Here is a 22732-nt window from a genome sequence, read left to right on the forward strand (position 1 = left end):
TGGGCGACGGGCCGGGCACATCAGTTGAATACCAGGGGCAGCCGATCGAAGCCTCTGAAGAACTCCGACCGGATGCGAACGGCCCGCGATTCGTCGACTTCGTAGTCGGGCGCGCGCGTCAGCAGCTCCTCGAGCAGGATCCGCCCCTCCATCTGGGCAACATGCGCGCCGAGGCACCGATGGCGGCCGTGATTGAAGGTCAGGATGCGGGGCGCCTGCCGATGGATATCGAATCGGTCGGGCTCGTCGAACTCGCGTTCGTCACGGTTCGCAGAGACCCATAGATGCATGATCTTCTGTCCCGCCGCAATCCGCGTTCCTCCGCCGATCTCCGTATCCTGCTCTGCGCAGGCCCCGAGCATGAGTGTCGGCATCTCGAATCGGAGCATCTCCCAGAACGCATTCGGCGCAAGGGACAGGTCCGCGGCGAGCTCCTTTCGCTGGTCGGGGTGCTTCGCCAGCTGATGGACGCCACCCGCGAAGACCTTCGGCAGGGTCTCGGTCCCGCCGATCACCATCAGGTACAGGTTCGAGAGAAGCTGTGCGAAGGGAAGCTTCTCTCCCTCGAACTCGTAGTCGATCAGCGCGTCGAGGAGCGTTCTGTCTCCCGGCGAAGCCTGCCTCGCCTCGATCTGTCCCTCGAGATAGGTGTGGAGCTCGGCCTGCGCGGCGAGCGCTCTCTGGTTCGGCCCCTTGATCTCCGGCGAACGATCGAAGGCCAGACCGACCAGCTCAGCGGCCCGGTCGGCGTCGGCTTCGGGGAGCCCGATGATCGCGAACGCGACCCGGACGCTGATGCGTCGTCCCAGCTCGCCGTTCGCGTCGATGGATCCTCGCTCGATCCCTTCCTCCACGAACCGAGCGGCGTGCTCCCGGACCCTCGACTCGAGCGCCCGCGCCCGACTCGGGGAGAAGAAGGGCCAGAGAACCCGGCGAAGCGCCGTGTGATGCGGCGGTGTCATCGACGACAGAGCCAGGTTCGGAGGCTTCCCGGCCAGGAGGTCCTGCGTGTTCGTTCCCTTGCGATGGGAAAAATGGCCGCTGCCGACCGCGTCCCAGATGTCGTCGAAGCGCGAGAGGAAGTAGCAGTCGAGCGCTTCGTGGTAGTAGGCGCGCGCCTCGTCTCGGAGCTGCTTGTAGATCGGGAAGGGATCGTCGAAATAGGACTCCGCGAACGGGTCGAACCGGACCATCGCACCTCCTCGCGCTCCTCGCGAAACGCCGGCCCGCGTCCGTTGCGGGCGCCGGCGCGTGCAGGGCATCATACTCTCAGTCATGAGCGTGCGATTCGCCACCGACCGCATCTGCGCAGCGAGCGAGATCCACGACGGATCCGAGACCACCGACGTCGTCGTCGTCGGGGCCGGCTCGGCAGGGGCCTGCGCAGCCCTCGAAGCCCGCCGCAGCGGGGCAGAGGTCCTCGTCCTCGAGAAGCAGTCGGCCGGAGGCGGCACCTCGGCGCGAGCGGCCGGCCAGCTCTATCTCGGAGGCGGAACGGCGCTCCAGCGAGCGTGTGGCTTCGAGGATTCGCCGGAGGAGATGCGCAAGTACATGCTCCTCGCCTGTGGCCCCGGCGCGCCGGAGGACAAGATCGACCTCTTCGTGCGCGAATCCGTCGGACACTACGACTGGCTCGTCTCGCAGGGTGTGCCCTTCCGCGCGTCCTTCGTCCCGACGACCGAGGCGACGAACCCACCCGGACCCGACGGACTCACCTACACGGGCAACGAGCCCGCGCATCCCTGGAGCGCCGAGGCACGCCCGGCGCCGCGCGGTCACAACGTCGAATGCGACGGCGATTCGGGCCACGTCCTGATGAAGGTCCTGCTCGACGCCGTCGAACACGAAGGCATCGAGGTCAGAACGGGCGTCGAGACGACGCGCCTCGTGATCGACGACGCGGGACGCGTCGCAGGCGTCGGCGTCCGCGAAGACGGTACGGAACGATTCATCCGGGCGCGTCGCGGCACGATCCTCTGCACCGGAGGCTTCGGATTCAATCGCGCGATGTTGGCCCGCTACGCCCCGACCTTCCTCGACTGCGCGCCCGTGGGAACCGAGGCCGAAGACGGTCTGGGCATCCGCCTCGGCATGGCCGCCGGAGGCGACGCGATCCGCATGTCGGCGGGCTCGGTCATGATCCCGTTCTCGAAACCGCGCTCGCTCGTTCGCGGAATCATCGTGAACGGACGGGGCGAGCGATACGTCAACGAGGACGTCTACCAGGCGACCCATGGCGCGCTCGCCCTCGACCGGCAGGACGGGATCGGATTCCTGATCGTCGACGCGGACACCTATTCGCAACCGCAGCTCCCCTACCCGGTCTGCGCCGAGGCCGAATCCATCGAAGCGCTCGAGGCCCTGCTCTCGCTGCCCCCCGGAAAGCTCGTCGAGACGATGGCTCGCTGGAACGCGGGTGCCGTCCGCGGGGAGGACCCGCTCTTCTCGAAGGCGAAGGAATGGATCACGCCCCTCGAGAAGCCGCCCTTTCGGGCGATCGATCTCCGCCGGGCGACGTTTCCCTACCCCTTCTTCACGCTGGGCGGGCTGCGAACCGACATCGACGGACGCGTCCTGACACCGGACGATGAGATCGTCGCGGGCCTCTTCGCCGCTGGGCGCGTCGCGTCGGGAATGCCGGCAGGGGGCTACAACAGCGGCATGTCGCTGAGCGACTGTACCTTCTTCGGGAGACGCGCCGGACGCGCCGCCGCCGCGTCCCATTGAGTGCGGGTTGGCCCTTTCCCGAAACGGCGGAGGCGCGCGGAGCGGAGGATCCCATGGATTTCGACATCGGACGCGGAGCGAGTGTCGGCGTGGCGGTGCGCGACCTCGACCCCGTGATCGCACTCTATTCAGAAGGGCTCGGGCTCGGCCCCTTCACGGTCGAAGACGTCGAGCTTGCGGCGGACGGCGGCGATCAGGCTGGGCCCCTGCGGCTCCGGGTCGCCACTGCCCCCGTCGGCCCCTGCGAGATGGAACTGATCGAAGTCCTGTCCGGCCGGCCGCCCCACGCGGAGTTCCTCGACGAACAGGGCGAGGGGATGAATCACTTCAATCTCGACAAGCGGACGCATGAGGGATACCTCGCGACGCTGTCCGATCTCTACTGGCGCGGAATCGAGCCTTTCTGGGGCCTCCCGTTCACTTCATTCTGTTATGTCGAGAGCGAAGACGTCGGTGGAGTGACCTTCGAAGTGATGGTCGGCAGCGGACACGCCGGAAAGCGGGGACACAACCATCTCGGCCTCGTGGTCTCGGACACGCAGAAGACGATCGACTTCTACACGCGGGTCCTCGGCATGCCTCCCTTCCGGACCGGCGAGTTCCCGATGCCGCGGGCCTTCTATCGCGATGCGCGTATCGAGACGAGCTTTCGAGCGAGCTTCTGTGATCTCGGAGAGACGCAGCTGAAGCTCTACGAGGTCGTGGAGGGAGAGTCTCCGTTCTCCGACCACCTGCGGAGCCAGGGCGAGGGGATGCACCATCTCTGCCTCAACGTGAGCGACCTGGAAGGCAGCCTCGCCGACCTCGAGACCGCGGGCATCGGCACGACCTGGCGCGTGCCGGCGCTCGGCCTCGCCCACCTCGATACGCGTGACATCGGCGGGATGACGTTCGCCCTCGCCCAGGCGGGCTGAGAGGATGCCGGGCCCCCTCCTCGAAGGCCGGGTCGCGATCGTGACCGGCGGCGCGTCCGGGATCGGCCGAGCGAGCGCGATGCGCTGTGCCGCCGAAGGTGCAAGGGTCGCGATCGGCGACATCGACGTCCCGGGCGCGACGAGGGTCGCGAACGAGATCGCGGAGGCGGGCGGCGAGGCCTTCGCCCACGAGACCGACGTCGCAGACGAGGGCGCGTTCCGATCGTTGATCGAAGCGACCTGTGCGCGCTTCGGCCGACTCGACGTGCTCCACAACAACGCCGCGGCGCTCGGCAACGCGAGCGCGGGCGAGGACGACGGAATCGAATCCCTCGAGGTCGACGTTTGGGACCGCACGATGGCGATCAACGCGCGGAGCGTGATGCTCGGATGCAAGCACGCGATCCCGAAGATGCTCGAGACGGAGGGCGGCTCGATCGTGAACACCTCGTCGGGCGCCGCGATTCTGGGCGGCCTGAACGGCACGGCGTACGCGGTCTCGAAGGCGGCGGTCAATGCGCTGACCCAGTACGTCGCGACCCAGTACGGCAAGCAGGGCATCCGCTGCAACGCGATCCTGCCGGGCCTGATCATGACCCCCGCGGTCGACGTCGGGCTCTCGGCTCCGGTGATCGACATGATCCTGGATCACCACATGACGCCCGAGGCCGGACGCCCGGAAGACATCGCCGCGATGGTCGCCTTCCTCGCCTCCGACGAGGCCCGCTACGTGACCGGCCAGCTGATCCGCGTGGATGGCGGGATCACGAGCCACGCTCCGACCTACGCCGATCTGCGTCGGATGATGGGCGCTCCGCGCTAGGCGAGGGGCGCGAGCGTCTCCCTGGTCGATCTGGGGCGGATTTCCTTGCCGGGCGGTCCCGTCCTCGGGCAGAATGATGAACCCGCCTTTCCGGAGATCCCCATTCATGTCCAAGTGGCACTACGACAGGCTTTCGGCGCAGGACAATTCCTTCCTGCTCTGGGAGAAGACCGGCAACGTGCGGATGCACGTGGCCTCGACCAACATCCTCGACATCGGCGCCCTGCGGAACGAGACCGGCGGCGTCGACATCGACCTCGTCCGCCGCGCGACCGAGAGCTACCTCCATCTCGTTCCGCGCTATCGCCAGCGCCTCTACCAGATTCCCGGGTTCGACCACGCGGTCTGGGTCGACGATCCGCGCTTCGACCTGAACTACCACGTCCGACACACGTCGCTGCCCAAGCCCGGCACCCTCTCCCAGCTGAAGGACCTCGTGGCCCGGGTCCAGGCGCAGCCCCTCGATCGCAACCGCCCGCTCTGGGAGACGTGGATCGTCGAAGGCCTCGAGGGGGGCGATCAGTTCGCGATGATCGTGAAGATCCACCACTGCATGATCGACGGCGCCTCCGGCGTCGATCTCGCGAACATCCAGTTCTCGATCTCGCCGGAGCCCGAGCCGATCGCGGACCCCGTGCCCTTCCAACCGCGTCCGGCGCCGCGAAGACTCGAGCTCTTCCTCGACGAAGCGAGGCGCACCGTCGGGATCCCGCTCGAGATCGTGCGCGATTTCCGGAGCTTCGTCGCCGAGACCGACGATCTGCGGGAGGACGTGAGTACGCGCGTCTCGGCGCTGACCCGCCTCTTCGGCATGGGCATGAACGCGGACGACACGCCGATCAACGGACGCCTGGGCCCCCACCGCCGCTTCGACTGGGTCTCGTGTCGCCTCGACGACCTGAAGGCGATCCGGAAGGGACTCGGCTGCTCGATCAACGACGTCGTGCTCACGATCGTGACCGGCGCCGTCCGCGAATACCTGCGCGGCAAGGGCGTCGACGTCTCGGCGATCGAGTTCAAGGTCTCGACCCCGGTCTCCGTCCGCAAGGAGGAGGAACGCGGACAGCTCGGCAACAAGGTCTCGTCCTGGATCATCCCGCTTCCCCTCGACGAGTCCGATCCACGTCGGCAGCTCGAGACCATCCACGAGCTGACCGAGGAGCTCAAGGAGACGAACCAGGCGATCGGCGTCCAGATGATGAACCAGGTCCAGGAGTGGACGCCCTCCGTCCTCCTCTCCCTCGGCGCCCAGGCGATGTCCGGACCGATCAACACGATCGTCACGAACGTGCCGGGCCCACAGATGCCGCTCTACTTCCACGGCGCGCGCGTCCGCGCGATCTATCCTGCGGTCCCCCTCATGCAGGGCATGGGCCTCGGCATCGCGCTGACCAGCTATGCAGGCACGATGGGGATCGGCTTCAACTGCGACCCCGACATCGTGACCGACGTCGAGCTCTTCATCGCCCGCTTCCGGCAGTCCTTCGAGAACGTCGCGGCGGCCGCGAAGGTCGAGGTCGGGCCGCTGAGCGAGGACGTGAACGAGATCCACGCGCTGCTCGAGGGCTGACCGCGTCAGCCGGATGAATCCCTCCCTCGCGTCCCCACGCTGGGGGACGCGGGGACGAAGTGCTCGGCGCCGCCACGCCCCTGCGTTGCGCTCCCTGAGCGGAACCATCCGTTCCCCCCTCTCCTGCGGAGTCCGGTATCCTCCGCGGGTCGATTCCGGAGAGACCGCCCATGCGCCCGCACCCGCCCGCCCTGCTCCTCGTGTTCGCCCTCGTCCTCGGCTGCCAGACTCCGACCGAGAGCACCAGCGGCGACGTGCCCCTCGAGACCACCACCTACGCCTACCAGGCCTACGAGCGAGGTGACTGCTCCGAGATCGAGCGCAGCGCCGGTCGCGTCTCGCTCGACGACTGGCCGGCGAGCGAGGCCCGATCGTCCTTCCTGCTCGTCGAAGGCTTCTGCGCGGAGCGCGCCGGGGACGTCGACCGCGCCCGGGAGACCTACCGCCAGCTGCTCCGCGAGGCCCCGCTCTCCTTCGCCTCCGACGATGCCCGCGAACGCCTGCGCGTACTCCGCCTGCGAGAGAACGATCCGGGGTACGAGGACTGGCTCGCGGATGCCCGCAGCCGGGCGCTCCAGGGCAGCACCGATCGCGAGCCGATCGAGCGCCTGCCCGCCAGCTACCCGCCGCTCGCTCAGGTCGCCCAGATCGGCGGCTACGCCGTGGTCGAGTTCGGCGTGACACCGCGCGGAGATACGGATGCACCGGTCATCGTGGACTCGGTGCCCCCGCTTCTCTTCGACGGCGTGGCCCTGCGCGCCGTACGCGAGTGGCGTTATGCCGCCGATGCAGACGGGACGAAGAGCGAGCGACAGGCGATCCGGCTCGTCTTCAAGCCCGAAGAGGCGCAGTCCCCCGATCTCGGCGCGCCCGTCGAATCGCGCCCGAACTAACGTTGGCGCTGCCCGGCCCGATGCGCAGCCCGCCCGGAGCAGTTCGAGCATTCCCTAAGCGGATCGGTCCGCGAGCTGGAAACGGAAACTCCATGCGCTGGCCCTCGGTCGCTTGTCTCGTGCTCGTAGTCTGGCTCTCCGGTGCGTCGGCGGCGTTCGGAGCTTCCTATCAGAGGACCGATGGGACGACTGTCGATCCGCTTCGACGCGTCCGGGATGGAACACCTCACCCCTATTCGGGGACGGACCTCGCACCCGGAGTGGACCTGCAGGACGCAGGGCTGGGAGGTGCCGACCTGAGAGAGGCTGCTCTTTCCGGAGCCGACCTGCGACGAGCGGGGCTTGTTGGCACCGACTTTCGGGATGCGGATCTCTCGAATGCCGACCTTCGACAGGCCGCGGGTACGATCATCAGCCTGGAGGGGGCGGACCTCTCGGGTGCCCAGTTGTCCGGGATGACCGGCTTTTCGTTCCGGATGACCGGGGCGAACGTGCGCGGGGCCACCTGGGTCGACTCGGTCGCAGATGAAGCTCGGCTTTCTGGCGCCGACTTCTCCTTCGCAGACCTTCGGGGCTGGAATGCCTCGGAAGCCAATATCCGTGGGGCGTCGTTCGTCCAGGCGAACCTGGACGGAGCTTCGCTTGCGGTGTTCGCCACGGACGCTGACTTCAGTCGCTCGACCCTGCGGGGCGTCTCGATCGCATACATCGATGACACCCAGACCACCCTGCGCGGAGCGAGCTTCCGGCAAGCCGACCTGAGTGACGCGTCCTTCTACGCCTACATCGTGGGTGGGGGCCTGCTCGTAGCTCGAATCGACGTCAACGACACCGACTTCTCCGGAGCCATCCTCGCCAACGCCGTCGGCCTGGAGAACACCATCGGCTCTGCCCTCTACGACGCGAACACCGACTTCACCAGCGCCTGGTCGGACCTCGGTGCGACTGTCCCCTTCGATCCGGTCGCCGCGGGGTGGACGCTGATCCCTGAGCCGGGAACCGGACTACTGATCGGGTTGGGTCTGGCGGGACTTACGGCGGGGCAGACGGCGGGACGGCGAAGTCGCTCACCCGTCGGTCTAGCCGAAGGCCTCGCGTAGGGCGTCACGAAAGCGGGCCGCGCGCTTCGGCAGGCCGTCTTCGAGGAAGCCGGCCCGGGCCGACTCGACCGCGGCCTCGAAGCTCGAACTCGGGCCGACGCCCCCTTCGAGGTTGTCGGCGCTCAGGTGGAAGTCGAAGGCACAGGCCTCGGAGAAGATCCACTCGAGCGCCTGCGGGCGCGCTTCGACGCGCTCGAACTCGGCCTGCTGGTCGACCGAGCGGCCGTCCGGCGCGTACCAGTAGCCGTAGTCCTCCCGGCTACGGCGCTCGGCACCGGCGAGGCACCAGTGGGCGACCTCGTGGAGCGCGCTCGCGAAGTAGTCGGCGCGGTAGACGATGCGATGCGGAGCGGAGGACGGCTCGGGGGACGGCACATAGAGCGGCTCGTCCCCGCCCCCTTCGAGGACGGTCCGGTAGTCGTCGGCGAAGCACGCCGCGAAGATCTGCTCGAGGGCCGCCGCGCTCGGCTCCAGACGATCAGCCACGCCGCCCCCCCGGAGACGACGTTCGGACCACGGCAGAAGACATCCAGCGCGACATTCGACTCCCCGCCCCGAAAACGCGTCCGCGGCGCGCGGAACGTAGCGCTTGCCAAGATAGAAAAGTCCCTTTAGTATTTTTCGACCCGGCCCCCGAAGTGCGGAGGCGAGGGATCGAGGAAGAGGAATCGAGGAAAGCCGTGCCCCCCGACGCCGTTCCGCCTCTGCCCGTCACGCGCGCGACCTGGACCTTCGACGTGAGCGACGTCGTCCCGGTCGCGGGTCGCTTCGAGGTGGCCGCGTCGTGGATCGCGCCGACGGATCTCGCGCCGAACACGCCGATCACCCTGCTCGTCTGCCTGCCCGGGGGCTTCCTTTCCCGCCGCTACTTCGACCTCGAGTCGGGCGGTGACCGGTCGTACAGCTTCGCCGAAGCGATGGCGGCGCGGGGCCACGCGGTGCTCGCCTTCGACCACCTCGGGACCGGCGACAGCACGCCGCCATCGCCGGAAGAAGCGGGACTCGAGATCGGCGTGGGCGTGATCGCGGCGGCCAATCAGGCCGCCCTCGATGCGGCCCGCGCGCGAATCGAGGCGGGCGACGCGACGAGCGGAACGGCCCCCCTCGAGATCGCGACCACGATCGGCGTCGGCCACTCCATGGGCTCGATGCTGACGGTCGAGCAGCAGGCCCTCGCACACCCCTACGACGCGCTGCTGCTCTTCTCCTTCTCGACCGCTGGCACCCCGCGCTTCATCGGCCCGGACCTCATGGCCTACGCCGATCAGCCCGAACGCCTGCGACGGGAGATGCCCCAGGTGCTCACCCGGGCGATGGGCGGCCCCTACCCGCCCCGGGCGAATGGCGTCGAAGAAGATCGCGTCGCGGCCTTCGGCGTGGGCACCGCACCCGCCGACGCCGAAGAGGCGCTGCAGCTCGCCGCGACCCGGCTGCTCGGCGTGGGCGGCCTCACGTCGATGATCCCCGGCGGCTATGCGCCCGCGGCGCAGAAGATCGACGTGCCCGTCCTGATGGTCTTCGGTGATCACGATCTCCACGACGACCGCGACACCGCCGACGAGCTGCCCCTGGTGCGCGCGCTCGAGACCTGGCAGCTGGACGACGCGTGGCATTGCCACTTCGTCGCAAACACACGCGAACGACTCTGGGAGCGCGTAGCGCTCTGGCTGGGCGCACGAAGGGCGTCCCGCGACTGACGACCCCACGAAGGAAGGATCCCCTCTATGGCAGGCGTACTCGACGGACTCCGCATCCTCGACCTCACCCGCGGCCTCTCCGGACCGATGGCGACGATGCTCCTCGTCGACCACGGCGCGGACGTCGTCCGGATCGAAGCCCCGGGCGAAGACCCGCTCCGCGAACAGACCGGCTACAAGGTCTGGAATCGCGGCAAGCGGAGCGCCGTCCTCGACCTGACGGACGACACGGACAAGGCGGACTTCCTCGCGCTCGCCGCGCAGGCCGACGTCGTGATCGAGAGCTACGCGCCCGGCAAGGCCGAGGCCCTCGGCGTCGACTACGCCACGCTGTCGAAGACGAACCCGCGGCTGATCCAGTGCTCGATCACCGGCTACGGCCGCGACAACGCGCACACGGATCGCCCGGGCTACGACGCCCTCGTCGCCGCGCGGACGGGACTCATGTGGGAGCAGCGCGGCTGGGTCGGCGGCTCGGCGCCGCACCTCGCCGGCAAGCCGCCGATCCACCCCGACTTCGAGGTCGGCTACGAGAAGCTCCAGGGCCCGCCGCGCGAAGGCCCCCTCTTCTCGGGCTCCCGCTTCCCGAGCCTCGGCGCCGCCTACGCCGCCGCGGTGGGGATCAGCGCCGCCCTCCGCGCCCGGGAGGTCACCGGCCGCGGCCAGCACGTCGAGACGTCGCTCCTGCAGGGCGCGCTGGCCGCCGGCGTCATGGCCTACGGCGTCGCCGACGAGCTCGAGGCTCCGTTCTTCCTGTCCTGGATCGGCGACAGCCGCGCGCCCAAGGGCCACTTCGAGTGCAGCGACGGCCGCTGGGTCCACGCCTGGCCGCCGAACCCTCGATTCATCCTCTCCGCCGCGGAAGGCGACACGCTGAACGCCACGCCGGACCTCACCCTTCGAGAGGATCCCGATCGGATCGGCCTCGGCGTGGAAGAGATCTTCGTCCTCGACCACTACTGGCAGCCGATGGCCGAGGCGGTCAGGAAGTTCACCGCCGACGAATGGACCGAGGCGGGCGCCCAGGCCGGCGTCTGCATCCAGAAGGTCTGCTCGCCCGAGGAAGGCCTGACCGATCCGCTCCTCGTGGCGGACGGGATCGTCACCGAGCTCGACGATCCCGAGCTCGGGCCGATCCGTGCCGCCGGCGTCCTCTTCAACCTCGAGACTTCGCCAGGCGAAGTCCGCGGGCCGGCACCGACCCTCGGTGCCCACACGGAAGAGATCCGGGCGGAAGCCGCGGCGGCGACCCCCGCGGCCGCGACGGATACCGGCGCCCGGCTCGCCAAGGGTCCCCTCGACGGGATCCGTGTCCTCGACTTCGGCCTCGCCGTCGCGGGTCCCTACTGCACGCAGGTCCTGTCGGATCTCGGCGCCGAGGTCATCAAGGTCAACGCCCTCTACGACTGGTACTGGCACTCGAGTCAGATCGCGATGTGCTGCAACCGCGGCAAGAAGAGCATCGCCATCGACCTGAAGCACGAGCGCGCCCGCGAGGTCCTCGACGAGCTGATCGGGTCCGCCGACGTGATCATGCACAACATGCGCTACCCGGCGGCGATCAAGCTCGGCATCGACTACGACTCGCTCAAGGAGCGCTACCCGCGCCTCGTCTACTGCCACACCCGGGGCTTCGAGCACGGTCCGCGCGAAGGTCTGCCCGGCAACGACCAGACCGGCGCGTGTCTCGCCGGGGTCGAGTGGGAGGACGGCGCCTGCCACCGCGGCGGAAAGCCGATGTGGTCCCTCACGAACATGGGCGACACCGGCAACGGCTTCCTCGCAGCGATCGCGATCTGCCAGGCGCTCTACGAGCGCGAAAAGACCGGCAAGGGACAGTGGTGCGAGACCGCGATCGTCAACGCGCAGCTCTTCAACACGAGCTACGCGGTCGCCAAGCCCGACGGCTCCCCGGTGGAGCGGCCGCTCCTCGACTCGATGCACCTCGGCTTCTCCGCGGGCGTCCGTCTCTATCCCACGGCGGACGAATGGCTCTGTCTCTCGCTCCTGACGGACGCCCACTGGGCCTCGCTCGGGGAGGCCCTCGGGCTCGAAGCGCTGCAGCCGGGCGGCGCGCTCGCCAGCGCCGCAGCGCGCAAGGCCGACGACGACGGACTGGCGGCCCTGATCGAGGCCGCCGTCGCGAACGAGAAGGGGATCGACGTCTTCACGAAGCTCGACCGGGCGGGCGTCCCCTGCGAGCTCGCGATGGGCGACGCCGCGATCGGCCTCTGGCAGGAGAAGGGCTTGATCGCGAACGAGCTCGTCGCCTCCTACGACCACCGCATGGTCGGCCATCTCGGCCATCCCGGTCTCGCGGTCCAGTTCAGCGACACGAAGACCGCCGTCCAGGGCGGCCCGCTCCTCGTCGGCGAGCACACCCGCGAGATCCTCTCGGATCTCGGCTTCGACGAGGCGAAGACGGAGGCGCTCTTCGAGGCGGGCTGCGTCGGGGACGAGACGATCTATCCCGCGCTGGCCAAGGATCCGTCCAAGGTCGCCGCATCGCCCTGGGATCCGGCGGGGGGTGACTAGGCGCTCCGCGTCGCCGCGAGATCCGCGCGATAGGTCCGCGTCGCCATGTAGTAGTGGAAGGCGGCCCACAGCAACAGGGCCTGCATGCACGCGAGCGAGTAGCGGATGCCTTCCTCGCCGCCGAAGGCGTCGCTCATCAGTCCGCTGACGGCCGGACCGCCACCGTAGCCGAAGAGATTCATGAAGAAGAGTGCCGTCGCCGCGGCGGTCGCCCGCCGCCGGTCCCCGACCAGCGATTGCGCGACCGCATGCCCCGCGCCGGCGTACATGTAGCTGCCGATCACACCCAGCGTCAGCCCGACGATCGAGAGCACGACGTTGTCGGTCAGATAGGCCGTCACGGTGAACGGGATCGACGCGACGGCGCCGACACCGAGACAACCGATCCGCCATCGGGGGTCGCTCCGGGCCAGACGATCGCCCAGGGAGCCCCCGAGATAGGTGCCGGCCGCTCCTGCGATTCCCGTCACGAGTCCGATGACCAGGCCGGCCTCTGCGCCCGACAGTCCGTGCACGCGTTGCATGAACGGAAAGTTGAACGTCGCCGTCGCGGCGAGGGTCATCGTCTGGATCGAGAGCGCGAGGAAGTGCTGGCGAATCGTCGGCGTCGCGAGCAGCTCGCGCACGACCTTCCCCATCGGCTCGACCTCCGCCGTGGGGCTCCGCTCGGGCTCGCGGATGACGAAGAAGGCGATCGCAGCCACGAGGAGACCGGGCAGACCGACCATGATGAAGACCTGCCGCCACTCGAAGTGATCGGAGAGCCAGCCGCCTCCGGCGAGGCCGACGAAGATGCCGATCGGGATCGCCATCTGGTAGCTCGAGAGCGCACGTCCGACGCGCTCCGGCGGGAAGCTGTCCGCGAGGATCGACTGCGCCGCAGGGGCGCAGCCCGCCTCGCCGATGCCGACGCCGACGCGCGCCGCGAAGAGCGTCCAGTAGCCGCGGGCCAGTCCGCACGCCGCGGTCATCATGCTCCAGAAGCTCAGCACGGCGACGATCACGTTCCGCCGATTCGCCCGATCCGCGAGCCGACCGAGCGGGAACCCGGCGATCGTGTAGAACACGACGAAGGCGGCACCGACGATGATTCCCATGTCGGTATCCGAGAGTCCGAGATCCGTCCGGATCGGCTCGATCAGCACGCTCATGATCTGGCGATCGAGCTGGCTCATCACGTTGACGGCGATGAGCATGCCGAGCGAGACGTAGGCGACCCGCCGGCGGTCACCTACGAATTCGGCTTCCGAGAGCATGGCCGGGATTTCAGCCCGAAAGGGGCGTCACCGCAATGGCGAACGCCTACTCCTTCAACAGCTCCTCGGCGATGATCATCTTGCGGACTTCCGTCGTGCCCGCGCCGATCTCGAGGAGCTTGATCCCGCGATAGAGCCGATTGATCTCGGTCTCCCAGATGTAGGCGACGCCGCCGTGGATCTGGCTCGCGTGGTCGAGGACCTTGTTGAGGGCGTCCGCGCAGTACATGACCGAGGTCGCCGCGATCTTGTGGACGGGACCGCGACCGCCCTCGCCCACGGGCATGTCGTTGAGCGCGGCGAGCGCGTAGTAGTTGTAGACCTTCATGGTCTCGACGAGCGCGACCATGTCGGCGAGACGCGACTGGATCATCTGGAAGTTCGCGATCGGTTCGCCGAATTGCTTGCGCTCCTTCGCGTGGGCGACGGAGAGGTCGAGGGCCCGTTCGGCCATCCCGACGCAGATCGGCGCGATCGTCGCGCGCTCGAGGTCGAGCCCGCTCATCACGCACTTCACGCCCTCGTTCTCCTTGCCGATCACGTTCCCGGCCGGCACGCGACAGTCGTCGAAGGCGAGCTCGGCCGTCTGGGAGCCCCGAAAGCCCATCTTGATCATCTTCTGCGCGACGGTGACGCCCGGGGCGTGCATGTCGACGACGAAGGCCGTGATCCCGTGTGCCCCCTTCGTCATGTCGGTCTTCGCGTAGAGCAGGCAGACGTCGGCGACGGGCCCGTTCGTGATGTAGAGCTTCCGGCCGTTGATGACGTAGTCGTCGCCGTCACGGACCGCCGTCGTCGCCATCGAGCCGAGCGCGTCGGAACCGGCCCCCGGCTCGGTCAGCCCGAGGCAACCGATCAAGGAGCCGTCGCAGAGCCCCGGAACCCACCGCTCGACCTGCTCGGGGGAGCCGTTGCGCAGGATGTTGTTCATGCAGAGGTTCTCGTGGGCGATCCACGAGAGGGAGAGCGCGTAGTTCCATCGCGCCATCGCCTGGCAGACCAGTCCGCTCGAGAAGAGATCGAGGTTCGCTCCGCCGAGCTCGTTCGGCGTGGTGATCCCGAGGTAGCCCGCCTTGCCCAGCGCCCGGAACTCCGCGTCCGGCCACCACTCCTCGTCGTCCATCCGCTGGGCGAGCGGATAGAGCTCCTCGCGCGCGTACTGGTCGGCGGCATCGAGGATCGCCTGCTGGTCTTCGTTCAAGCTGAATCCGGCGGACATAGGGGCTCCTTGGGTCTCCCGGGCGCGGGAGATCTCTCATGTCCATCGATCGGGGGTGAGTCTCACCTGAGGCGGCCATCCCAGCTGATCGAGATCTTCTCAATATCAGCGCCTTCCAAGGATAAAGTCCACTCAAATTCATTGACAGTGGGTCTTTTTTTATTGAGTCTCTCTCAATAGCGGTCGAGGCAGTCCCGAGGCCCCGCTCGCAGCCGGATGGCCGCCCGGTGGCCCCCCAGGAGACTCGCAAATGCCCCCCGCGCCCGACCTCGTGCTCGTCGACGTCCAGGACCACGTCCAGACGATCACGCTGAATCGCGAAGAGAAGCGGAACGCGCTGAACGACGAGGTCGCAGGGCGGATCGCGGAAGCGCTCCGCCAGGGGCAGGGCAATCCGGACGTGCGCGTGATCGTGCTGACCGGGGCCGGCGACAAGGCCTTCTGCGCCGGGGGCGACCTCGCTGCGAACGCGACCGACTCCCCCTTCGAGGTCGACCCCGCCCACCCCGAAAACCCGATCATCTCCCTCTTCAAGACCTTCGAGCAGACGACCAAGCCGACGCTCGCCCGCGTGAACGGCCATGCGCTCGCCGGCGGCATGGGCCTGATGTGCGCCTGCGATCTCGCGATCGCCGCGGACCATGCCACGTTCGGCGTCCCGGAATCCGGGATCGGCCTCTTCCCGATGATGATCCTGCCCTACATGCTGCGCGCGATGCCTCGGCGCCGACTGCTCGAGTGGTGCATCACGGGCGCGCGCTGGAGCGCCGAGCAGGCCCTCGAGGCGGAGCTGCTCAACCGGGTCGTGCCGGGGGAAGAGCTCGACGCGGCCGTCGACGAGCTCGTCGGCACGATCGTCACGCGCTCCCCTTCGGCGATCCGTCTCGGCAAGATGGGCCTCCACGCGCTCGAGGACATGACCCTGGCGCAGGCGTTCGAGTACGCGCAGCTCGCGCTGCCGAACATGGCCAGGACCGGCGATGCGATCGAGGGCTTCCGCGCGTTCCGCGAGAAGCGAAGCCCGGACTTCCAGGGCACCTAGCATGACCGCCCCTGCGACCCAGCGCCGACGCACCCGGCGCCCGCGCGCCGAACGGGAAGCCGAGATTCTCGAAGCCGCCCGCGCCGTCTTCGCCGAGCAGGGCTATGCGGCCGCTGCCGTCGCCGAGGTCGCCGCCCGCGCCGGGGTCGTCGAAGGGACCGTCTACGCCTACTTCGACTCGAAGCGCGCCCTGCTGATCGCCGTCATGAAGCAGTTCTACGAGGAGCTCATCCGCGACACCGAGCGCGGCCTCGACGCGGTCCGCGGCGTCGAGAACCGGTTGCGTTTCGTGATCCGCCACCATCTCGACACCTTCGCGCGGGAGCTCGGACTCTGTCGTCTGATCGTCTCCGAAGCGCGCCCGGACGTCGCCCTCTACGACGAGGCGATCCTGGACCTGAACCGGCGCTACACGGGCCTCGCCCTTGCCGTCCTCGAAGAAGGCGTCCGGGACCAGACGCTCCGGAGCGACCTGGTCCCGAGCGTGACCCGCGACCTCCTCTACGGAGGAATCGAGCACGCGGTCTGGCGTTCGGTCTTCACCGGCGCCCCCCTCGACGCCGCCGGCCTCGCAGATCAGCTCTCCGAGGCGCTGCTCCGCGGAATTCTGGCGCGCCCCGGCGTGGGCGCGAGCGACGCGCCCGCGGAAGCGACGGTGGCGCGGCTCGAGCGTGCGATCGAGCGACTCGAATCACGGGTCAGCCCATGACGATCCGCCGGGAGGCGCGCGCGAACGGGGGACACCGTCGCAGCCGCCGGAATCGGGGATCGAACGAGGAGAGGACATGACGAGCGTACCCGGGATCGAGAAGGTCCTGATCGCCAATCGCGGTGAGATCGCGCTGCGCGTGGCGACGACGCTGCGCCGGCTCGGGATCGCGAGCGCCGCCGTAGTGCACGCCGAGGATGCGGGCGGCCCCGCGGCCCTCGCCGTCGACGAGGCCTGCCCGATCGAGGGGGAGACGCCGGTGGCCGCCCACCTCGACGCCGACCAGATCATCCGGATCGCAGGCGAGATCGGCGCGGACGCCCTCCATCCGGGCTACGGCTTCCTCGCCGAGAACGCGCCCTTCGCCGAGGCCGTCGAGAAGGCCGGAATCAGATGGATCGGCCCGACCCCCGAGGCCATCCGCCTGATGGGCGACAAGATCGAATCGCGGCGCTTCGTCGCGGAGGCCGGCTACCCGCTCACCCCGTCCGCCAGCGAAGAGGACGACCCGGCCACCTTCGCCGCGCGGGCCGAGGAGATCGGCTTCCCACTCCTGATCAAGGCGAGCGCCGGCGGCGGCGGCAAGGGCATGCAGATCGTGCGGAGCACCGCGGACCTGCCCCGGGCGATCGAGCTCGCCCGCTCGGAGGCCCTCCGCTACTTCGCCGACGACCGGATCTATGCCGAGCGCTACGTCGAGTCGCCGCGCCACGTCGAGGTCCAGATCCTGGCCGACGCGCACGGAAAGGTCCTTCACCTGGGCGAGCGCGACTGCTCGATCCAGCGCCGCTTCCAGAAGCTCGTCGAGGAGACGCCGGCCCCCGCCATGGAGGACGGGCTCCGCGATCGCATCTGCCAGCAGGCGGTCGGGATCGCCCGCGCCGCGGGCTACCGGAACGCGGGCACCGTCGAGTTCGTGCTCGCCCCCGACGGCGAGTTCTACTTCCTCGAGATGAACACCCGCCTGCAGGTCGAGCACCCGGTGACCGAGATGGTGACCGGGGTCGACCTGGTCGAGGAGCAGGTGAAGATCGCGGCCGGCCAGCCCCTCGCGCTCGATCAGGACTCGCTCCGCTTCCAGGGCGCCTCGATCGAGTGTCGCCTCTGCGCCGAAGATCCCGACCAGGACTTCCGCCCGGCGGTCGGGCCGCTCCTGCTCGTGCGCCCTCCGGAAGGCCCCGGCGTCCGCTTCGACGGCGGGATCGCGCAGGGCCAGGAGGTGACGACGGCCTTCGACCCGATGCTCGCCAAGGTGATCGTCCACGGGCGAGACCGCGACGAAGCGATCGACCGCATGCGCAAGGCCCTGTCGGAGACCGTGATCCTCGGCTGTACGACGAACGCCGCCTATCTCGAGCGGATCCTCGGCCACCCGGACTTCGCGGCGGGCCGGGTCGAGACCGGCTTCATCCCGAGCCACGAAGGCGAGCTCGCGAGTCCGTCGCTCGCGAACGAAGAGCGCGACACCGTGCTCGCGGCGGCGGCGCTCTCGAACCGGGACTTCGTGGAGCGCGTCTCCGCGGTCCCCCAGCCGGCCGCCTCGATCGGGCGCTGGCAGAACTGAACCGGAGGTCGAGCGCAGATGGGATACCACTTCGAACTCCAGGGCGAGACCTTCGCGGTCCACCCGGTCCACCGACCGGGCCGCGGACGCCTCGCGATCGAGGGCCGCGACTTCGCGGCGGAGCTCTTCCCGGGCCTCGTCCCCGGCGAGCACTTCCTCGAGATCGACGGGCGCCAGGAGAAGATCTTCATCGCCGTCCAGGGCGACCTGCACTTCATTCACTGGCGCGGGCGCGTCCACCGGGTCGAGGCGATCAACGCCCTCGGACGCGCGCGACGCGCGGCGGATCCCTCGGGCGGCGCCGAGGTGATCCAGGCGCCGATGCCGGGGACGGTCGTCGAGGTGGCGATCTCGCCGGGCGATGCCGTGACGACCGGGCAGCTGCTCATGACGATCGAGAGCATGAAGCTCCAGACGGCGATCACGGCGGAGGCGGACGGGGTCGTCGGCGAGGTCTGCGTCGCGGCCGGCGACACCTTCGACCAGGGCGATGCCCTCGTCCGGCTCTCTTCGGGAGACGGCGAAGCAGAGGAGACGACGCGATGATGCGACGAATCGAGAGTCGGATCGATCCGCGGAGCGCGGACTTCCAGCGCTACCGCGCGGCCAACCTCGAGCGGGTGGCGGAGTTCCGGGCGAGACAGGACGCCGCGCGCTTCGAGCGGCCCCAGCGCGACCTGGATCGCCTGGCCCACCACGGCAAGCTCTTCGTCCGGGAGCGGATCGAGCGGCTGATCGACCCGGGGACGCCCTTCCTCGAGCTCTCCTCCCTCGCCGCGAACAGCGAGTACGACGGCGATGCGAAGAGCGCGAGCGTCGTCTGCGGGATCGGCGTGGTCTCGGGCCGCGAGGTGATCATCCGCGCGGACGATCCCTCCATCAAGGGCGGCGCATGGTACCCGCTGACCGTCAAGAAGAACGTGCGGATCCTCGACATCGCGATCGAGAACCGCCTGCCCGTCGTCCACGTCTGCGACAGTGCCGGCGGCTTCCTTCCGCTCCAGTCCGAGCTCTTCGCGGACAAGGACAACGCGGGGCGGATCTTCCGCAACCAGTCGATCCTGTCGAAGATGGGGGTGCCCCAGCTGGCCCTCGTCTTCGGACAGTGCACGGCGGGCGGCGCCTACATCCCGTCCCTCTCGGACTACTCGATCATCCTGCGCGGCAACGGCGGGATCTTCCTCGGCGGCCCGCCCCTCGTGAAGGCGGCGACCGGCGAAGTCGTCGACCACGACACCCTCGGCGGCGCGGACGTCCACACCCGGGTCTCCGGGGTCGCCGACTACGCGGCGAACTCAGAGGAGGAGGCGATCCTGCTCGGGCGCGAGATCGTCTCCCAGTGGCATCGACCGGAGAAGGCCGCGATCGAGCGCCGTGAGCCCGAGCCGCCGGCCTACGACCCGGCGGAGCTCTACGGGATCGTGCCCGACGACATCAAGATCCAGTTCGACATGCGCGAGGTGATCGCGCGGATCGTCGACGGCAGCTACTTCCACGAGTACCAGCCGGACTACGGCAAGACGCTGATCTGCGGATACGCCTACATCTGGGGCCAGAAGGTGGGCATCCTCGCCAACAACGGCGTGCTCTTCAACGACTCGTCGCTCAAGGGCGCCCACTTCATCGAGCTCTGCGACAAGAACCGGACGCCGCTCGTCTTCCTGCAGAACATCACCGGCTTCATGGTCGGCCGCGAGTACGAGGCCCGCGGCATCTGCAAGGACGGCGCGAAGTTCATCATGGTGCAGGCCGGCGCGTCCGTTCCGAAATTCACCGTGATGGTGAACGGCTCCTTCGGCGCGGGGAACTACGGAATGTGCGGACGCGCCTACGACGGCCGCTTCATCTTCTCCTGGCCGAATCACCAGATCGGGATCATGGGCGCCGAGCAGGCCGCGAACACCCTCGCCGACGTGAAGATCCGGCAGCTCGAACGCGCCGGGGAGAAGCCGACCCCCGCCGAGATCGAAGCGATCCGGCAGCCGGTGATCGAGTCCTATGCCCGAGAGTCGAGCGCCTACTACGCGACGTCACAGCTGTGGGACGACGGCCTGATCGACCCCGTCGACACGCGCAACGCCCTCGGGATGGCGATCAGCGCCTCGCTGAACACGCCGATCGACGAGCCCCACTACGGCGTGCTGCGCCTGTGAGCGGGCGTTCGTTCGGGATCCCCGACGAGGCGCTGCTCACCCGGGCGACCGTCTTCCGCGACGACCTGCTCCGAGGGCGGACCGCCCTCGTGACCGGCGCCGGGAGCGGGATCGGCAAGGCCATCAGCGTGCTCTTCGCGCGCCTCGGCGCCCGGATCGTCCTCGCCAGCCGAAGCGAGGAGAAGCTCGCGACGACCGCCGCCCTGCTCGACCGGATCGGCGCCGACCATCACGTGAAACCGACCAACATCCGCGATCCGGAGCAGGTCGACGCGCTCTTCGAGGCCCTCGAGGCCGATGGGATCGTCCCGGACGTCCTGATCAACAACGCCGGCGGCCAGTTTCCCCAGGCGTCGGCGGCGCTCTCGGACAAGGGCTGGCGCGCGGTGATCGACACGAACCTGAACGGGACGTGGACCATGATGCAGCGCGCCGCACGCCTCTGGCAGCGCGAGCAGGTTCCTGGCGCGATCGTCAACATCATCGCACCCCACCTGCGCGGCATGTACGGCCTCGCCCACACCGTCGCCGCCCGTGCCGCCGTCGATCACCTGTCCCGGAACCTCGCCGTCGAATGGGCGCCGGATCGCATCCGCGTGAACTGCGTGCTGCCCGGACCGATCGACACCGAAGGGATGAACGTCTACCCGCCGGAGGCCCAGGCACGAATGGCCCGGTCGAACCCCATGATGCGACTCGGGGACGCCCAGGACATCGCGCAGGCCTGCGTCTACCTGGCCGCCGACTCCGGCCGCTTCATCACGGGCGAGACCCTCGTCGTGGACGGCGGCCACCAGCTCTGGGGCGAGCTGTGGCTGACGGACAAGCCGTCGTACTTCGACGGCTAGCCCGATCCGCCGGAGCTGCCTAGCATCCCGCCGCGCAGGTGAGCGCTTCGAGCAGGGGGACCGTGGCGATGGCGGCGAACGATCGGATCGACGAGGACACGAAGAGGCCCTCGCTCTCGCGGCGGGGCTTCCTGGGCGCGGTCGGCGTCGCCGGTCTGACCCTGACCGGCTGCGGCACCACCGGCGCCACCGCCCCGCGCGTGCCGGAGAACGACCTGCTCGACGGCGATGCCCTCGATCAGGCGGCGCGCATCCGGAGCGGCCAGGCGACCGCGGAGGAGATGGTCCAGGCGACGATCGATCGGATCGAGGCGCTGAACGGCCCGATCAACGCCGTCGTGACCACCTTCTACGAACGGGCCCTGGCCCGCGCGGCCGGCCCGCTCCCGGAAGGCCCCTTCCGGGGCGTGCCCTTCCTGCTGAAGGACCTGAACGATCTCGAAGGGACGCCGAAGTCGATGGGCTCGCGGCTCTTCGAGGGCTTCGTCTCGACCGAGAGCTCGCCACACACGGAGGCCGTCCTCGAGGCGGGCTTCGTCGTCCTCGGCAAGACGAACACCCCCGAGTTCGGCCTGACCGCGACGACCGAGCCCGCCGCGCTCGGTGTCTGCCGCAATCCCTGGAACCTCGCGCATTCGGCGGGCGGCTCCTCGGGCGGGGCCGCCGCGGCGGTCGCCGCGCGCATGCTCCCGATGGCCCAGGCGAGCGACGGCGGCGGCTCGATCCGGGTACCGGCCTCGTGCAACGGCATCTTCGGACTGAAGCCGAGCCGCGGGCGAAATCGCGCCGCGCCCCAGACCCGCGCCGTCGACATCAGCGTGAAGCACAGCGTGAGCCGGAGTGTCCGGGATACCGCGGCCTACACGACGGTCGTCCAGCGTACGGACCCCGCAGCCCCCTTCGCCCCCCTCTCGTTCGTGGAAGGTCCGAGCGACCAGCGGCTCGAGATCGGCTTCTTCACGAAGAATGCCTATGGCGTCGAGGCGCATCCGGAGGTGAAGCGCTGCCTCGAGGAGACGGCGGCACTCTGCGACGAGCTCGGTCACGAGGTCGTTCCCACGACGATCGACTTCGAGGGCGACCGATTCCTCGAACACTTCCTCGATCTCTGGTGCTCGATCCCGGCTGGGATCCTGGAGCAGGTCCGGGCGCAGGGCCTCGATCCCGAAGCCGTGCTCGAACCGGTGACCCTCGGCATGGCCGAGCGGTTCGCGCGTGCGGGCGACGGGGCGATGACCCGGGCGGTGGACTTCTTCGAGGGCTACGGCGGCCGGATCGACGCCCAGCGTGCCGAGTTCGACGTCCTGCTGTCGCCGGTGCTGCGGCGACCGCCGCTCCGGATCGGCGAGCAGGCTGGAACCCAGCCCTTCGACGAGGTCTTCGAGCCCCTCGTCGACTACGTGTCCTACACCCCGATCTGGAATGCGACGGGACACCCGGGAATGTCCGTGCCCCTCGGCTGGACCACTGACGGACTCCCGATCGGCAGCCAGTTCGTCGCGGGTCACGGCGAGGAGGGACGGCTACTGGCGCTCGCCTACGAGCTCGAGGCAGCTCGTCCCTGGGCCGATCGCCGCCCGGCCTAGCCGGCCCCTCGCCCGAGGGGGCCTCGGCGTCCGGCCGCGGGTCGCAAGGGGGGCGGGCGGGGCGGGATGCCCCGCCTCCGGTGCGGCGGACCAGTT

At 69.0% G+C, this 22732-nt stretch carries 19 protein-coding genes; 15 read left to right on the forward strand and 4 right to left on the reverse strand.

Going from position 1 to position 22732, the window contains the following annotated elements; genetic code table 11:
• Positions 1-20: 20 nt before the first annotated feature.
• Positions 21-1193: a cytochrome P450 gene (locus NXI30_14530; protein ID MCR9095434.1), complete on the reverse strand. Its 1173-nt coding sequence runs from the start codon at positions 1191-1193 to the stop codon at positions 21-23.
• Between the two features lie 82 nt (positions 1194-1275).
• Between NXI30_14530 and NXI30_14535 the strand changes: the two genes are divergently transcribed.
• The 6 genes from NXI30_14535 (at position 1276) to NXI30_14560 (ending at position 8027) form a co-directional block, all read left to right on the forward strand.
• The gene (locus NXI30_14535) at positions 1276-2727 is read left to right on the forward strand and encodes an FAD-dependent oxidoreductase (GenBank protein ID MCR9095435.1); all 1452 of its coding nucleotides are present in this window, start codon (positions 1276-1278) and stop codon (positions 2725-2727) included.
• A gap of 53 nt (positions 2728-2780) precedes the next feature.
• Complete coding sequence (locus tag NXI30_14540) at positions 2781-3641, forward strand: VOC family protein (protein ID MCR9095436.1); 861 nt, start codon at positions 2781-2783, stop codon at positions 3639-3641.
• Positions 3642-3645: 4 nt separating this feature from the next.
• The gene (locus NXI30_14545; GenBank protein ID MCR9095437.1) at positions 3646-4464 is read left to right on the forward strand and encodes an SDR family oxidoreductase; all 819 of its coding nucleotides are present in this window, start codon (positions 3646-3648) and stop codon (positions 4462-4464) included.
• Positions 4465-4570: 106 nt separating this feature from the next.
• Entirely contained in the window at positions 4571-6034 is a 1464-nt protein-coding gene (locus NXI30_14550; protein MCR9095438.1) for a wax ester/triacylglycerol synthase family O-acyltransferase, read from the forward strand.
• 170 nt (positions 6035-6204) lie between these two features.
• Positions 6205-6927, forward strand: coding sequence for a TonB family protein (locus tag NXI30_14555; protein ID MCR9095439.1), 723 nt, complete (start codon positions 6205-6207; stop codon positions 6925-6927).
• 260 nt (positions 6928-7187) lie between these two features.
• Positions 7188-8027: a pentapeptide repeat-containing protein gene (locus NXI30_14560; GenBank protein ID MCR9095440.1), complete on the forward strand. Its 840-nt coding sequence runs from the start codon at positions 7188-7190 to the stop codon at positions 8025-8027.
• Here the strand turns inward: NXI30_14560 and NXI30_14565 are convergent.
• Complete coding sequence (locus tag NXI30_14565; protein ID MCR9095441.1) at positions 8007-8513, reverse strand: elongation factor P hydroxylase; 507 nt, start codon at positions 8511-8513, stop codon at positions 8007-8009. The genes NXI30_14560 and NXI30_14565 overlap by 21 nt on opposite strands.
• Positions 8514-8707: 194 nt before the next feature.
• On the opposite strand from NXI30_14565, the gene NXI30_14570 reads away from it, so the two are divergent.
• Positions 8708-9724, forward strand: coding sequence for an alpha/beta hydrolase (locus tag NXI30_14570; GenBank protein ID MCR9095442.1), 1017 nt, complete (start codon positions 8708-8710; stop codon positions 9722-9724).
• Between the two features lie 27 nt (positions 9725-9751).
• On the forward strand, positions 9752-12259 hold the full coding sequence (locus NXI30_14575) for a CoA transferase (GenBank protein MCR9095443.1): 2508 nt from the start codon (positions 9752-9754) through the stop codon (positions 12257-12259).
• On the opposite strand, the gene NXI30_14580 is transcribed toward NXI30_14575, so the two are convergent.
• Together NXI30_14580 and NXI30_14585 are read right to left on the reverse strand one after the other, a co-directional pair.
• Positions 12256-13515, reverse strand: a complete 1260-nt coding sequence (locus tag NXI30_14580) for an MFS transporter (protein MCR9095444.1) — start codon at positions 13513-13515, stop codon at positions 12256-12258. The two genes, NXI30_14575 and NXI30_14580, sit on opposite strands and share 4 nt — an antisense overlap.
• Positions 13516-13561: 46 nt before the next feature.
• Complete coding sequence (locus NXI30_14585) at positions 13562-14734, reverse strand: acyl-CoA dehydrogenase family protein (GenBank protein ID MCR9095445.1); 1173 nt, start codon at positions 14732-14734, stop codon at positions 13562-13564.
• Positions 14735-14984: 250 nt separating this feature from the next.
• Here NXI30_14585 and NXI30_14590 point away from each other — a divergent pair, with 250 nt between their 5' ends.
• The 7 genes from NXI30_14590 (at position 14985) to NXI30_14620 (ending at position 22636) form a co-directional block, all read left to right on the forward strand.
• Positions 14985-15776 carry an enoyl-CoA hydratase-related protein gene (locus NXI30_14590; GenBank protein ID MCR9095446.1) on the forward strand — a complete coding sequence of 264 codons (792 nt, stop codon included), beginning with the start codon at positions 14985-14987 and terminating at the stop codon, positions 15774-15776.
• Position 15777: 1 nt separating this feature from the next.
• Entirely contained in the window at positions 15778-16485 is a 708-nt protein-coding gene (locus NXI30_14595) for a TetR/AcrR family transcriptional regulator (protein ID MCR9095447.1), read from the forward strand.
• 76 nt (positions 16486-16561) lie between these two features.
• The gene (locus NXI30_14600; protein ID MCR9095448.1) at positions 16562-18049 is read left to right on the forward strand and encodes an ATP-grasp domain-containing protein; all 1488 of its coding nucleotides are present in this window, start codon (positions 16562-16564) and stop codon (positions 18047-18049) included.
• Positions 18050-18067: 18 nt separating this feature from the next.
• Complete coding sequence (locus NXI30_14605) at positions 18068-18595, forward strand: biotin/lipoyl-binding protein (GenBank protein MCR9095449.1); 528 nt, start codon at positions 18068-18070, stop codon at positions 18593-18595.
• On the forward strand, positions 18595-20202 hold the full coding sequence (locus NXI30_14610; protein MCR9095450.1) for a methylcrotonoyl-CoA carboxylase: 1608 nt from the start codon (positions 18595-18597) through the stop codon (positions 20200-20202). Before NXI30_14605 ends, NXI30_14610 begins: the two co-directional genes overlap by 1 nt.
• Positions 20199-21050 (forward strand): SDR family oxidoreductase, encoded by an 852-nt coding sequence (locus tag NXI30_14615; protein ID MCR9095451.1) that lies wholly within the window; start codon positions 20199-20201, stop codon positions 21048-21050. Before NXI30_14610 ends, NXI30_14615 begins: the two co-directional genes overlap by 4 nt.
• A gap of 68 nt (positions 21051-21118) precedes the next feature.
• On the forward strand, positions 21119-22636 hold the full coding sequence (locus NXI30_14620) for an amidase family protein (protein ID MCR9095452.1): 1518 nt from the start codon (positions 21119-21121) through the stop codon (positions 22634-22636).
• Positions 22637-22732: the final 96 nt, after the last annotated feature.

It is taken from the genome of bacterium (assembly GCA_024742285.1).
Lineage (GTDB): Bacteria > Myxococcota_A > UBA9160 > UBA9160 > UBA4427 > UBA4427.